Source organism: Streptomyces sp. N35, assembly GCF_016464295.1.
Classification (GTDB): Bacteria; Actinomycetota; Actinomycetes; order Streptomycetales; family Streptomycetaceae; genus Streptomyces.
In genome coordinates this window covers 1-12,477 of the sequence record NZ_JAEIMH010000073.1, presented here as the reverse complement: position 1 = coordinate 12,477, position 12,477 = coordinate 1, and the positions used below count along the sequence as shown (strand labels likewise).

Sequence of the window (12,477 nt, the reverse complement as noted above, 5' to 3'; positions counted from 1 at the left end):
CACAACGTTCCGACAGCGGCCGATCGTGCGGTCGGCCCTGCTGTCACCGGTCCGCGTTGCGCAGCGGACAGGGAGAGGGCGCGTGCGGATACTCGCGGCGCGAGGGTCCGTACGCGCCGAAGAGCCTCGAGATCGGAAACGACATGATCGTTATTGGTGCCATCCTGCTCATCCTCGGACTGCTGCTCGGTATTTCACTGCTGACGCTTGTCGGCGCTGTGCTCCTGGTCGTCGGGGCGGTTCTGTGGATCCTCGGCACGACCGGACGCATGGTCGGCGGACGCAAGCACTACTACTGAGCGGTGTCACCCCTGCGGGTTCGTAGCGATCCACAGATGACATCTGGTTCAGCGCGGGCCCGGCGGAGATCCCCTCCGCCGGGCCCGTCCGCATCGCGCGGTCCCGGCCCGGGTTTCGTACGTACCGCTCACAACCGCGTCAGCCCGATGCACACGGGGCGCGCTCCCCCGACACGTACAAGACGCGCTCCCCCGGCGCGTACCAGAGAGGACATGTGGTGAGTGAAAACAGTGCCGTTCTTCCGGCAGCCGACGCCCATCTGGAGATTCTGCTCCGGTTGGTCGACGCGCAGCCGGAGGCCAGCCTGAAGATCTGCCTGACCACGCCGGGCGGGTTCCTCGCAGGCAGCCTGGTCGGATCCGGCGCCTGGGCCGACCGCTGGGAAGAAGTGGTGGCGGCGGCGACAGGTGAGGAGGACCGAGCGGATCACATGGCGCATCTCGCGCACCTCGTCCGATCCTCCCTGGGGACGGCGGAGGAGAGCTCCGGGGACGGCCTGCACGCGTTCATCCATCTCGTCGACGTCACTTTCCTGTCCGTGCCCGGGAACGCGACCGCTTCTCTGTGGCGCGGGAAAGTCTCCGATGTGTCCGGCTGGTCCCTGGGAGCGCCTGGCGACGGGCCGGCGTCGTGAACTCGGCCGGTGATCGCATGGCGCCTCAACACCCCGCGGACCGCGATGGCGCCCGGCAGGGACGCTTCACACGCCTGGCAGAACACGCGTCGAACTTCACCAGCTCGCCCGCCTTCTTCGGCGTGTGCCTCGTCCTGGTCGCCGGTGCGATCACCGCGCACACGCTGAAGTTGCCCACCCAGTGGCTGCTGATGGTGGGCGAAGCCATGTCCGCGGTGGCTCTGCTGCTCTTGGCGTTGCTGAAGAACTCCGAACGGCGCGCCGAGCACGCCATCCAGCGGAAACTCGATGCCATCGCTGCCGCGCTCCTGGAGATCCAGCGCGAGGAATCAGGAGCCGCGACCGATCAACTCCGCGACGCCATCAGCATGGAAGAGCAGAGCTAGCGCGCGCCAGGTCTGCCGCTGCCATCGCCACGGCCACGGCCATCGTCAGGGGCCGCCCGCCGGGCAGGCCGCGCGGAGGGACGACGCGCGCCTGTGTTTGCCTCCCGCAAGTGTGGTCACCCGACGCCCTCAGGCCGAACATGGCCCGGCACGCGGCCCGGCTTTCTGTTGGATTCCGCGTGCCGGGCGCCTGACACAGACGAAACGCGTAGGCCTGGCACCGACCTGCGTCACGCACGACTGATCAGGAAGGCCGATCGCGATGACTGTGGCGCGGCAAGGCGGTGGATCGGGCGGCACCAGCGGCCTCTACGACGTTCTGGAACTCATCCTCGACCGGGGCATCGTCATCGACGCGTTCATCCGCGTCTCCCTGGTTGGCATCGAGATCCTCAAGATCGACATACGGATCGTCGTCGCCAGCGTCGACACGTACCTGCGCTTCGCCGAGGCCTGCAACCGCCTCGACCTGGAAGCCGGCCCAAACCGGAGTCCAGGCCTGCCCGACCTGATCGGCGGCATCACCGAGTCCGGCCGCATCCCCAGCCGCAAGGCCGAGTCGCTGGAGTGAGCCAACGCCCCTGCCGCGTCCGCCCGGTCGGCAGGAAGGTGGGCCGTCCGAGACTGGTCCATGGATGCCGCAGGCATGCCGAGGGCAGGTCCATGGATGCCGCAGGCTTGCCGAGGACAGGTCCATGGATACCGCAGGCATGCCGCGGACAGGTCCATGGATACTGCAGGCATGCCGAGACGAACTGTGCACACACCGCGCGCCATAGCGGTTGCCGCCCTGGTGGCGGGTGCTTTCGGGGTCAGCGCCTGCGGTGACCAGGTCGCGGACGGGCGAGACGGAGACACAACGGTGGCAGTCGGGCCCGCTGCCGATGAGTCCGCGACGCCCTCTGCTGCCGCAACCCCGGCCGAGCCTGAACTTCCGGGCGCCCTGCAGGACATCCGCGACCGATGCGCGGACAAGTCCACGGTGCGGCCCTCTGCCGAGAAGTCGCCGGGCGTGGGCGATGGGTCGATGCCAGAGAACCCCAAGTGGGCGGAGAATCACGGCTATTTGCAGACGCTCCGGTTGTCACCGCGTGGTGCGTGCGAAGGTGCGGCACATCGCGAGCACCTGCAAGAAGCGCTGTCGGAGCAGAAGTCCCCGAATGCGGCGGGGATTCAGGACACGCTTCGGGCCCTCGATTATCCGCAGTCGCGAGTGCTCGACCTCTACGAATCCGGTGGCCTCGTGCTCTTCACGCTCGACCTGTCCGATGCCGTATCAGGAGTGTGCCTCGACGGCAGCGTCGGCCCTCAGGGAGCCCGGCTCGAGGAACACGGCGTGTACCTGGAAGGCGGGTGCGAGCGCCCGAAGGGCGGCCACTGACCAGGCAGCTCACTTGCCGCCGTACGGGCGCTTTCCCAGCGGACGGAAACGTTCCTCAGCGAGACTGCCGACCGTCGGACAATCCCGGTGAGAGGGCAACAGGTGGCTGACAGCGAGGCGTTCTTCGCGGCGTACGACGCGGTCCTCGGGCAGTGGCCCGTAAAGGTCGAGGCAGTTGACATCCCCACCCCTTACGGCCGCACGCGTACGCACGTCAGCGGGCCGGAAGGCGGCACGCCCCTCGTCCTCCTGCCGGGTGGCGGTACTGCTTCGGTCTCCTGGTTCGCGAACGCAGAAGCCCTCGCCGACCTCCATCGCGTATACGCCGTCGACCTGCTCGGCGACCTGGGGCACAGCCGGAACGACGGGCAGCCGCTGCGGAGCGGCAAGGACCTGACGGCGTGGCTCCACGCGCTGCTCGACGGACTGGGGTTGGGCAGCGTCCAGTTGTGCGGCCACTCGTACGGCGCGTGGACAGCTCTCAACTACGCTCTGCACGCCCCGGATCGGGTCAGCCGGCTCGCGCTGCTGGACCCGACCGGCTGCTTCGCCGGGCTGCGCAGCGGGTACGTGCTGCGCGCGCTGCCGATGCTCGCGCGGCCCACCGCTCGGCGCGTGCTCGCCTTCCACCGCTGGGAGACCGGGAGCCTTCCCGAGAACACGGTCTGGCGCGAGTTCCTCGCCGCCACGGCCGACGCCCCGCGCCCCAAGTCCCTCCGCATGCGGCGCCCGCGCGCGGAAGACCTCAAGGCCTCCGCGGTCGAGACGCTGGTTCTCCTCGCCGGCCGCAGCAAAGCCCACGACACGCGCCAAGTAGCCGCGACGGCCCGCAAGCTGCTGCCGCACGCCACCGTGACCGTGCTCGAGCAGGCGTCCCACCACTCCTTGCCCACCGAGCAACCGGCCGAGGTCAACCGGCTGTTGAAGGACTTCCTGTCCTGAGTCCGCTCGCGGCGGGGGCTTTCAATCTGCATCTGCACCTCCTCCAGATCTGCACCTTCTCCAACTGCTGACCCTCTGGCCGGCCGCCGTGTGTGCGGCCAGGGCGGGGAGGTGAGCGAAATTCGGGTGCCGCGTGGTCGGGATCCGGCTACCGTGGGCGTCGTTCAGGTGCGCAGGTTGCGGCTACTTCTCCTGTAAAGAGAGCAACGCGGGTTCGAATCCCGCCGCCGGCCCCGGCCGGTGTTGTCCAGCGGCCCAAGACGCTTACGTTGCCGCCACCGCCTTTGATCTCTGAACACCTTGCTGACGCGAGCCGTCCGCCACGGGGGAACTCCGGCGGGCGGCTCGATCGCGTTTGGCCCAGGGCCGTCGGCGCGATCATGATGTGGTCATGCCTGCGAACCGACCCCCGCACACACCGACCGTGGTGCGCCTCGCCGAGTACACGAAGAGGGACCTGGAGCAGATCCTCGGCACCGGTGACGATCCCTTCGGGGTGGCCTCGACCGGACTGACCTGGCTGCCCAAGAAGGACCACTTCGGCATCAGACTCGAAGGCAGGCTCGTGGCGCACGCCGGTCTGTTGCGGCTTCCCGTCGCGATCAGCGGCACACGTACAGAGGTGGTGGGCGTCGGCGGGGTGGCCGTCGCGCCCGGCATGCAAGGGAGGGGCCTGGCGCGAGTCGTCGTCACCGCTGCCCTGGAACACGCCCGCACCATGGGGCCCGAGCACGCGCTCCTGTTCTGCCGGCCTCCCCTCGTACCGCTCTACCAGCGACTCGGATGGCACCCGCTCCACGAGGAGGTCCGCGTCGAGCAACCCGAGGGCCGGCTGGTGACCATGCCGCTGCGGACGATGGTGACGCCACTGCGCGATGACGCGCGCTGGCCCTCAGGTCCCGTACAGCTGCTGTCGCTGCCCATGTGACCGGGGAGTTGGGCGGTGGCCTGCTCGCGTACAACTGGGTAGCAGGGCGGCTAGCCCGCTCACGTTCAACCGGAACATCGGGCGGCGAGCCCGCTCGCGTACAACCGGAACACCGGGCGGCGAGCGCGCTCACGTACAACCGGAACACCGGGCGGCGAGCCCGCTCGCGTTCAGTCGACAACACCCGGTCCACCAGCCGTCATACGGCAGCAGATTCCCGGCCGGACAGGCGCTGACCGATCAGGTCGCGATGTAGGTGAACCGCTCGGGCCGTCAACGCGTCGTTGTCCTGGGGAGCTTGAGAGCGGGGGGCCGACGATGGAGACCAAGCGCGTCGAGAGCGAGCCGTGTCCGCAGTGCGGGGCCGGGATGCCGGTGCACCAGGACCATGTGGTCTGGTGCCGCGCCTGCGACTGGAACGTGGCGCCCGAGCTGTTCGTGTTCGGCCTCGACCGCACCGCGCAGCGGCGCGCCGAGGTCGCCGGTCAGCGGGCCGAGGAGATCTACCGGGAGCTGGTCAGGACCGGGGACTTCGGGCGCCGCTCGCGCTGGACGGCTGCGCGGATCGCCGCGTACGCCCTGTCCTGCGGCGTCGTCGGAGCGTCCGTGGCGCTCGCGGGTGGTGCGGTGGCGCTGCTCGTCACGGGCTGGTGGAACCCGCTCAGTCTCTCGCTCGGCCTCGTGTTGCTGTTCTTCTCGGCGGTGCTGCGCCCCTGGGTGCCGCCGTTGCACCCGGAGTTGCCGACGCTCGACCGGAGTGCCGCGCCCCGCCTGTTCGCGCTGCTCGACAAGGTGGCGCGGGAGGTGGGCACGCGTGGTGTGGATCTCGTGGTCCTCGAGCCCGGCTTCAATGCGTACGTGACCTCGCGCCGGCCCCGGCAGCGGGTGCTGTGCGTGGGGCTCACTCTCTGGGAGACGCTCACACCGCAGCAGCGGGTCGCCCTGCTCGGTCACGAGCTCGGTCACTTCACCAACGGCGACACCCGGCACGGCATGGTCGTCGGCAACGCGCTCGGGACGCTGGCCTGGTGGCGGCACTGGCTCGATCCGGGCCGGTGGCGCGGCGGGCGGTTGCGGTACTGGTTCGGGCACGGTGTGCTGCGCTGGCCGTGGTACGCGGCCGACGGCCTGTTGCGGCTGATCGACCGGCTCAGCCTGCGCGATGCGACCCGAGCGGAGTTCCTCGCCGACGAACTCGCCGCCCGCACCGCCTCCAGCGAAGCCGCGTACGGTCTGGCCGAGCGGCTGCTGCACGCCGACAGGGCTGTCGAGGCGCTCGACGAACTGCTCGTGGACGGTCTGCTCGACTGGCGTCGCAAGCCCTGGCGCGAGGCGGCCCGCGCAGCCCTCGACCTGCCCGACCACGAGCGCGAACGCCTGCTGCGGGTCAGCCAGTTGAAGTGGCACTACGAGGACGACACCCACCCACCGACCCACCTGCGCCTGGCCCTGGCCGAACAGCGCGCCTACGACGAGGCGCGCGTCGCATGCACCCGCCAGCAGGCCGAAGCCATCGACCGCGAACTGACCCACGCCATCTCGGCGGTCGCGGCCCGCGGGCCTTTGCACATGCGGCGGAGGTAAGAGCGTCTGCTCCGCCCTGCATGTCGCCGGAGCAGGCTTCCGAGCTAGCTACGCGGGTTCGATTCCCGTCGCCCGCTCCCCCACCAAACGACTACCTCGTGCTGGACTACACTGCCCACAAGGTCACAAGATCGTCTCTGGCGTAGGCAGCACGGCCTGCCCCTGTCAGCACGCGTGGGTGCGAATACTCAAGGTGGCGAGCTGCTCCTGCTTGCTTGTCGCGCTCGCGGGTTGCGGCAGCTCGGAAGGGGACGCGGCCGCCCAGGGCGGTAAACGTGTGGACGCGACTACTTCGATGGACCCGAACTCGATCACCGTTCTGGTGGTCTTCATCGGAGGACCCGCCGACGGTCGGACTGAGCATCTGCCACTGCCCCAGGCTACGGGCAAGGTCACCATCGAGGGTGTCACCTATCAAGGCAGCCCTGGCCCGCCGCCAGAAGTGCAATACACCCCGGACGGCTTGGCCCAGGTCATGCGCGCCGTCTGAGCAGAGTGAGCGACCAACTGCGTGGCAACGCGGGCGCGCGGGACCGGACAACCACGCACGCCTGTGAACCATCTCAGCAGGTGAGGGGTCGTCACCCCCAGCTCGAGCACTCACCCGAAGTGCTTCGGGACGAAGAAGCCACTCCCAACGGGCCAGTCAGCGGCGTACCTTGTCGACGTGATCGTCTTCCCGCTTTGGCACGTTGCTCACCAGAACCAAGCCGGTCCGGACGGAGGCATCCTTCACCATGAAGGCGGGGTTGTCGTCATGGACGAACAAGAGGGTGACGACGTGAAGTTGCTCGGGATCTACTCGACTCGCGAGCGGGCGGAGCAGCGCATGGCGCTGGCCTGTCAGCTTCCAGGGTTCCGGGACGAGCCCCAGTGTTTCCTGATCGACGGCTACGAGCTCGATGCGGATGCGTGGCCCCAGGGCTTCGCTCGGCTGGCCCCCGACGCATAGCGAGGCCTGGGCGCCCCCAGTCGATCGGCTCCACCATCCGTCTCAGTTTCCGTCCCATTCACCAACGTTCACCGCCATTCAGGCGGGCCCGAAGGCACCAGCAGATCCCGTCATCGGCCGCCTATGAACGCAGGCGAGTACCCCCGGGCACAGGCCGACGTCCCACCAACACAGTGGAAAGCGGGCACTCAACAAATCGATGTCCGACTCTGTGAGGTTCTCGCTACTCTGCGGCCATGTGTCGGTACGCAACCACCTACAAGCGCCACTTTGTGTGCTTGGCCTGCCGATTGTCGTTCAAGCAGAGTCTGCACCCGGACAGTGAGCACCTCTGCCCTCACTGCCGCACACCGATGATCAACGCCGGTTTCGACGTAGCGATTCCGCCGCGTCGGGACACGCGGGCATGGCGCGCCCTGGATGCCACACTGCGAGCCGGAATCACCTTCCACTCGTGCGGCTGCGGGGGTCCGGGCTACCGACCGAGGACTTGGTCCGAGGTTCGAGAACGGCGGATCGCTGCGAGCAGGCTCGGGCTGAGCGAGGCTGATGCCCTTCAGCGCTGGGATCCCTGGGCAGGTGCGCCAACCGAACAGTGAGTTTCTGATTGCGTGAGTTGCTTCGGGACGAAGAGGGAGGTCTACGTAGTGAGGGACCGCACTGAGTGCTGGGAGTTCCGGGGCGACTACTTCTACGTTCTCTCCACATGCACTGGGACGCCCAGCGCATGGCATTTCGAGCTGAGCGAAGCCCGTCCCGCCCCAGTCGACTGGCCGGCATCCGAGCATCTGCCCGGCATCGCAGCCGTAACGGTGTTGGCGTTCGACCCTGACGAGGAGAAGCCACCAAGCGTCTGCTTCGATGGCGAGCAGGAAGTGCCCTTCGAAGTGCTTTGCCGCTTCACCACCTACTTATGGGATGCGCTGCGGAAGCCGGAGCCTGACGGAGCAACCTGAGCAACCACGGGCCACCGCATCGTGTACCTGCCTTTAGCCAGCCGTCTCAGTTTCCGTCTCATTCAGCCACGGCTGGCTACGTACGTGAGTCGGGGAGGCGTTTGTTGTCGAGTGCGGGAGGAAAAAGAACTCCGTGGCGATCGCCTCACCTTCGGCGACAACATCATCGAGACTGGCACCTACTCCTACCGCCTCCAGCAGACCAAAGCCCAGGCAGAACGATCTAACGCGTAACCACGGCCCCTCGAGCTACCGGAGGGATCCACGCTCGTCGATGAACACAGTGGGCGCGGACAAGAACACATCAGCGTCCACTGGGCCGTATGCGATGTTGAACGTGTCCAGCCAGTACGTCCACCCCCGGATCCCCAGGGCGCTGCTGAAGCGGTAGTTGACCTGCCAACGGACCCATTGACCAGGGACGAGCCGGACAGCTGGAGGCCGTCGCGGCCGGGGCGGCAAAGCAAACAAGGGCTGCACTCGGGGGAACACCCTCAGCCGACCATCGGCTTCACGGAGCTGGACATCGACCTTGCTCAGGTCTTCCCGGCTGTCATAGGGCTCGAAGCCGTCCCGCTCATGCATGCGGACGACGTGCGCCCACGAGGCCTGCTCGTGCGGAAGAGCGAAGCCGACTGGAGCCGCGTTCCTTCGAGTCGCGGCTTCCCCTCCCCGGGACTCTTTCGTCCAGGTCGTCCGGATCCACTGGACGCTGATCTCCACGGCCTTACCCCTGCCACGTTGCCGAAGAGCCACTCTATGTCTCCACGGCTCCCCGCCAACGCGAGCACCTGCACAAGCGAGCGACTTCAAATCTCACCGACATCCCACGCCTCCCGACCCGTGAACCGCCATCCGGAGTCGGCAACAAACGCCTCCCGCAGACCCCTCCATAGCAACACGGCCAAGAACCAACACAGTGGAAAGAGTCCGCACCAATAGGTGGGCTGCCCCATCGAGACTGCGCGGACCTCTGTTTCCAACTGATCCACAACCCACGGGCCTCGGGTCAGCCAAGGCGGTGATAGACGACTCCGGCCAGAGTCTTGTCGTCATAGGCACTCGCGTTGGTGAGGTGCCCGTCACACTGACCGACCTTCGACACGGAACGGCCGCCGCGGAAGACGATCTGAAGGCCGTGCTCAGGATCCCAGGCACACTCGCACTCCACCGAGACGTAGACACCCTCGTCGCCGGGGCCGGCCCGCCCAACCCAAACTTCACCGCCGGGCTGGATGTGCTGCCAGAGATCGTCGGGACCGGCGATCGACACGAAATCATCCTCGTCGTCACCGACCGCATGCTTGATGTCCTGGTAGTACTCGAAGATCGGCCCGCCCGCAGCCCTCAAAGCGGACTCATAGAGTGTGAGAAACGTGCGGCATCTCCACGCGGCTCAGCGTACGGGCCCTGTACGGTGCCCGGCATGGAAGCCCTCCTCAAAGCCGACGAGCAACTGCCGGATCGGGAAGCCATGGTCGCGTTCCTGGCACGCCTGCGCGAGGACCATGCGCGGCACGGATCCGAGTGGGAGAACCAGACACTGGACCGCTTCCTGGCGGCGCTCACGGCCTGGGTCGAGGCGTGCCCTGGCTGGCACGCCAATTTCGATCAGGTGCTGTCCCCACAGGGCGACTGGACCCTGTTCGCCCGCGCGCTCAGCGCCGCTCGCGTATACGAGTAGGGCGTGCCCTCCGCGTGACGTTCAGGCGCACCCCACGTACGCGATCGTCCGAAGCAGTTCTGCCGGCCGGCGGATTCGACCGGGCCGACAAGTGAACGCCTCGACCGAGTTGGCCGAGGCGTTCACCGGGTTTCGCTTCCTGCGTTCAGCGCAGCGCGGGGACCGGAGTGGTCGCCTCGACGGGCGCCGGGGCCGGAGTGGGCTTGCGGGTTTCGCGCAGGAGCAGGAGGCCGAGGATGACCATCGCCACCGCTGTCAGGCCGTGGACGCCGAACGCCGCGGCGGTGGAGCCCTGGTGGGCGAGGATGTTGCTCATGTCGCCGAAGGGGATGAGGGACTCGGCCAGCAGGGCCCAGGCCATGGCGCGGCGGTGACCGGTCAGGAGCAGGGCGCCGATGACCAGGCCGCTCCCGACATCGCGGATGCCCTTCAGGATCAGGAAGCCGCCACCGTCGCCCGAGGGCCAGCTCGGCAGGCCGAAGGTCGGCGCGACGGTCTCGGGGGTCAGGATGAACTGTCCGCCGAACCAGAAGGTGAAGAGGACGAGGGCAGCGGTCACGGCGGTGTTGACGGTCTTGAGCGTCATGGTGGTCTCCTTGCGAGGTTCGGGTGGGATGCGACAAGTGCCGGGAGGAATCGGCCGGTTCAGGCCGCGCGGACGCGGCGGATGTGGCGGGCGTAGCGGGGGCGGCCGATCACGTGCCAGATGCCGCGTACCGGTGCGGGGAGAGCGGACAGGAGCGTGGCGCGCTCGGCCTGGTTCGCGTCCTCCAGAACGAGGCCGAAGAGCGTGAGCAACGTGAGCTTGGGCGTGTGGGCTACCAGGTGGTCCCCCAGGGAGGCCCACTCCCGCTCGGTGAGGTGCTTGGCCGCGAGCGGGAGAAGAGTGGCCTCTTCGTCGTCGAGGTGCTCCAGCAGGACCGCCCGGTGATCGGCGAGAGCCGCCACCAGGGTGTCTCGCTCGCCGGCTCCGGCCTCGGCCTCCCACGTCGGAAACGCGTTGTCGAGGCGGGTCATGGTGGCCTCGACGCGCTCGTGCTGGGCCTCCATGCGCAGGACGATGTCCGCCTCCAGATCGACCCGGGCCAGCAGCGGCGGCCACAGCAACTCGTCCTCGCCCTCGTGGTGGTTCTTCAACCCCAGCCGGTAGTCGCGGAAGTGATCCGCGATCACCTTGGCGCGGGCGGTGTCGCCGGGAGCGACCGCCGCGACGAGCTCCATCAGCAGCCGCGTCTCACGGCGGAAGGCGCGGTGGACGATCTCCATGTCCTGCGTGTTGACGCTCATCTGCTCTTGCCCCTCATCCGTCTGGTGCGGCCTTCGTCGGTCTGCTCCGGGCCGTCTTCCGCTCGATGTGTTGAAGACTGCTCCCGGGGTCTTGGAGAGCACTTGGAGTCGACTTGGAACGCGTGTGGCGAACGCGTGCACGCATGTGACGAACGCGTGTGACGAACGCGTGCACGCATGTGACGAACGGGTGTGACGAACGCGTGTGACGAAAACGTGTGACGAACGCGCGTACGATGGGCCACCTCATGGTCTTGGTACGGGTGTTGGGATCGTTCGCCGCCGAGGCCGGCGGTGGGTCCGTGCCGCTCGGCGGCCCCCGGCAGCGCGGCGTACTGGCCCTGCTCGTTGCGGCGCGCGGGCAGGTGGTGCCGGTCGACCGGATGGTCGAGGACCTATGGAGAGGCGAACCGCCGTCGCGCGCCCTGGCCTCGTTGCAGGCGTATGTGTCGAACCTGCGGCGCCCCCTGGACCCCGGCCGCCCCCCGCGGACCCCGGCACGCCTGCTGGTCAGCGCCTCGCCGGGCTCCGCACTGCGGCTGCCGCCGGAGGCGGTGGACGCCTGGCGCTTCGAGGATCTGCTCGACGAGGCCCGTACGTGCGCCGATCCCCGTATCGCACACGCCCGTCTCGACGAGGCGCTCGCACTGTGGCGGGGCCCCGCGTTCGCCGAGGTCGCCGATGAGCCCTGGGCCGCCGCCGAGACCGCACGGCTGGACGAACTCCGCTTGGTCGCCCGGGAATTGCGCACGGCGGCGGGACTGCGGCTCGGCGACCCCGCGGCGGTGGTACCCGAGGCGGAGAGCCTCACCCGCGACGCTCCCCTGCGCGAAGGGGGGGGGCCCCTCCCCCCCCCGGCGGGGGGGGGCGGCGCCCGCCAGCCCGACGCCCTGGCCACGCTCCGTCGCGCCCGCGCCGTGTTCGCCGACGAGCTCGGCCTCGATCCCGGCCCGGACCTGATGGCCTTGGAGCAGGCGATCCTCACCCAGCGCACCGACGTCCTGCGCGCGGCCGTCCCCCCGCCGCCCGCGCCCCAGCCCCAGCCCCAGCCCCAGCCCCAGCCCGACACAACCACGCCGCCGGCCGCGGACAACGGGCCGGGCGCTACGGCGTTCGCGGGCCGGGAGCCTACGTTCGTGGGCCGCGAAAGCGAGCTCGCGGCACTGTGCGCTGCCGCCGGGGAGGCCGCCACCAAGGGGATACGCGTCGCGCTTGTCACCGGCGAAGCGGGGCTCGGCAAATCGTCGCTCCTCGACCAGCTCGGCGCGCGGCTCGGGCGGGACGGGTGGCTCGTGGCCACCGGGCGCTGTCCCGAGGTGGACAGCGCACCGCCCGCGTGGGCGTGGGTCGGGGCGCTGCGGCAGGGGGCCGCGAGCGTTCCTCCCGGGGAGTTCGCGGACGCGCTGGGGCCGCTGCTCTCCGCCTCCCCGCCGCGGCGCGGCG

The 12,477-nt window shown here is 68.8% G+C and carries 15 protein-coding genes, 1 tRNA gene and 3 pseudogenes; 15 read left to right on the top strand and 4 right to left on the bottom strand.

Annotation, left to right across the window (positions count from 1 at the left end; genetic code table 11):
- Positions 1 to 143: 143 nt before the first annotated feature.
- From JAO81_RS31585 to JAO81_RS44110, 13 genes and pseudogenes are all read left to right on the top strand, one after another.
- Positions 144 to 299 (top strand): DUF6131 family protein, encoded by a 156-nt coding sequence (locus tag JAO81_RS31585; RefSeq protein WP_199551389.1) that lies wholly within the window; start codon positions 144 to 146, stop codon positions 297 to 299.
- A 218-nt stretch (positions 300 to 517) separates the two neighbouring features.
- Positions 518 to 934 (top strand): hypothetical protein, encoded by a 417-nt coding sequence (locus JAO81_RS31580; RefSeq protein WP_199551388.1) that lies wholly within the window; start codon positions 518 to 520, stop codon positions 932 to 934.
- 17 nt (positions 935 to 951) lie between these two features.
- Positions 952 to 1,320, top strand: coding sequence for a low affinity iron permease family protein (locus JAO81_RS31575; RefSeq protein WP_199551387.1), 369 nt, complete (start codon positions 952 to 954; stop codon positions 1,318 to 1,320).
- Positions 1,321 to 1,582: 262 nt separating this feature from the next.
- Positions 1,583 to 1,855 (top strand): annotated as a pseudogene (gene gvpJ / locus JAO81_RS31570) (gas vesicle protein GvpJ); the annotation flags it as partial.
- 327 nt (positions 1,856 to 2,182) lie between these two features.
- Complete coding sequence (locus JAO81_RS31565) at positions 2,183 to 2,701, top strand: hypothetical protein (RefSeq protein WP_199551385.1); 519 nt, start codon at positions 2,183 to 2,185, stop codon at positions 2,699 to 2,701.
- Between the two features lie 102 nt (positions 2,702 to 2,803).
- Entirely contained in the window at positions 2,804 to 3,643 is an 840-nt protein-coding gene (locus tag JAO81_RS31560; RefSeq protein ID WP_199551384.1) for an alpha/beta fold hydrolase, read from the top strand.
- 153 nt (positions 3,644 to 3,796) lie between these two features.
- Positions 3,797 to 3,876: transfer RNA gene (locus JAO81_RS31555), tRNA-Tyr, on the top strand.
- A gap of 158 nt (positions 3,877 to 4,034) precedes the next feature.
- A complete protein-coding gene (locus tag JAO81_RS31550; RefSeq protein ID WP_199551383.1) occupies positions 4,035 to 4,571 on the top strand; it encodes a GNAT family N-acetyltransferase in 537 nt (178 codons plus the stop codon).
- 318 nt (positions 4,572 to 4,889) lie between these two features.
- Positions 4,890 to 6,155 carry a M48 family metallopeptidase gene (locus JAO81_RS31545; protein ID WP_199551382.1) on the top strand — a complete coding sequence of 422 codons (1,266 nt, stop codon included), beginning with the start codon at positions 4,890 to 4,892 and terminating at the stop codon, positions 6,153 to 6,155.
- A 178-nt stretch (positions 6,156 to 6,333) separates the two neighbouring features.
- Positions 6,334 to 6,645 carry a hypothetical protein gene (locus tag JAO81_RS42945; RefSeq protein WP_233416197.1) on the top strand — a complete coding sequence of 104 codons (312 nt, stop codon included), beginning with the start codon at positions 6,334 to 6,336 and terminating at the stop codon, positions 6,643 to 6,645.
- A 177-nt stretch (positions 6,646 to 6,822) separates the two neighbouring features.
- A complete protein-coding gene (locus JAO81_RS31535; RefSeq protein ID WP_199551381.1) occupies positions 6,823 to 7,107 on the top strand; it encodes a hypothetical protein in 285 nt (94 codons plus the stop codon).
- Positions 7,108 to 7,754: 647 nt separating this feature from the next.
- A complete protein-coding gene (locus JAO81_RS31530; protein WP_199551380.1) occupies positions 7,755 to 8,063 on the top strand; it encodes a hypothetical protein in 309 nt (102 codons plus the stop codon).
- A gap of 138 nt (positions 8,064 to 8,201) precedes the next feature.
- Positions 8,202 to 8,297: pseudogene (locus JAO81_RS44110) on the top strand (AAA family ATPase); the annotation flags it as partial.
- Between the two features lie 15 nt (positions 8,298 to 8,312).
- On the opposite strand, the gene JAO81_RS42940 reads toward JAO81_RS44110, so the two are convergent.
- Together JAO81_RS42940 and JAO81_RS31525 are read right to left on the bottom strand one after the other, a co-directional pair.
- The gene (locus tag JAO81_RS42940) at positions 8,313 to 8,786 is read right to left on the bottom strand and encodes a hypothetical protein (protein ID WP_307813918.1); all 474 of its coding nucleotides are present in this window, start codon (positions 8,784 to 8,786) and stop codon (positions 8,313 to 8,315) included.
- Positions 8,787 to 9,072: 286 nt separating this feature from the next.
- Positions 9,073 to 9,432 (bottom strand): annotated as a pseudogene (locus JAO81_RS31525) (hypothetical protein); the annotation flags it as partial.
- Positions 9,433 to 9,489: 57 nt separating this feature from the next.
- Between JAO81_RS31525 and JAO81_RS31520 the strand changes: the two are divergent.
- Positions 9,490 to 9,747: a hypothetical protein gene (locus tag JAO81_RS31520; protein WP_199551378.1), complete on the top strand. Its 258-nt coding sequence runs from the start codon at positions 9,490 to 9,492 to the stop codon at positions 9,745 to 9,747.
- Between the two features lie 145 nt (positions 9,748 to 9,892).
- Here the strand turns inward: JAO81_RS31520 and JAO81_RS31515 are convergent, their stop codons facing one another.
- Together JAO81_RS31515 and JAO81_RS31510 are read right to left on the bottom strand one after the other, a co-directional pair.
- The gene (locus JAO81_RS31515) at positions 9,893 to 10,333 is read right to left on the bottom strand and encodes a DUF4267 domain-containing protein (protein ID WP_199551377.1); all 441 of its coding nucleotides are present in this window, start codon (positions 10,331 to 10,333) and stop codon (positions 9,893 to 9,895) included.
- A gap of 59 nt (positions 10,334 to 10,392) precedes the next feature.
- Positions 10,393 to 11,034 carry a hemerythrin domain-containing protein gene (locus JAO81_RS31510; protein ID WP_199551376.1) on the bottom strand — a complete coding sequence of 214 codons (642 nt, stop codon included), beginning with the start codon at positions 11,032 to 11,034 and terminating at the stop codon, positions 10,393 to 10,395.
- Between the two features lie 218 nt (positions 11,035 to 11,252).
- Between JAO81_RS31510 and JAO81_RS31505 the strand changes: the two genes are divergently transcribed.
- The coding region (locus JAO81_RS31505; protein WP_307813916.1) for a BTAD domain-containing putative transcriptional regulator at positions 11,253 to 12,477 on the top strand (1,225 nt) is incomplete at its 3' end.

Coding starts and splice junctions, on each gene's coding strand:
- JAO81_RS31585 (WP_199551389.1), top strand. CDS start 144: ATGATCGTTATTGGTGCCATCCTGCTCATCCTCGGACTGCTGCTCGGT.
- JAO81_RS31575 (WP_199551387.1), top strand. CDS start 952: ATGGCGCCTCAACACCCCGCGGACCGCGATGGCGCCCGGCAGGGACGC.
- JAO81_RS31550 (WP_199551383.1), top strand. CDS start 4,035: ATGCCTGCGAACCGACCCCCGCACACACCGACCGTGGTGCGCCTCGCC.
- JAO81_RS31545 (WP_199551382.1), top strand. CDS start 4,890: ATGGAGACCAAGCGCGTCGAGAGCGAGCCGTGTCCGCAGTGCGGGGCC.
- JAO81_RS31520 (WP_199551378.1), top strand. CDS start 9,490: ATGGAAGCCCTCCTCAAAGCCGACGAGCAACTGCCGGATCGGGAAGCC.
- JAO81_RS31515 (WP_199551377.1), bottom strand. CDS start 10,333: ATGACGCTCAAGACCGTCAACACCGCCGTGACCGCTGCCCTCGTCCTC.
- JAO81_RS31510 (WP_199551376.1), bottom strand. CDS start 11,034: ATGAGCGTCAACACGCAGGACATGGAGATCGTCCACCGCGCCTTCCGC.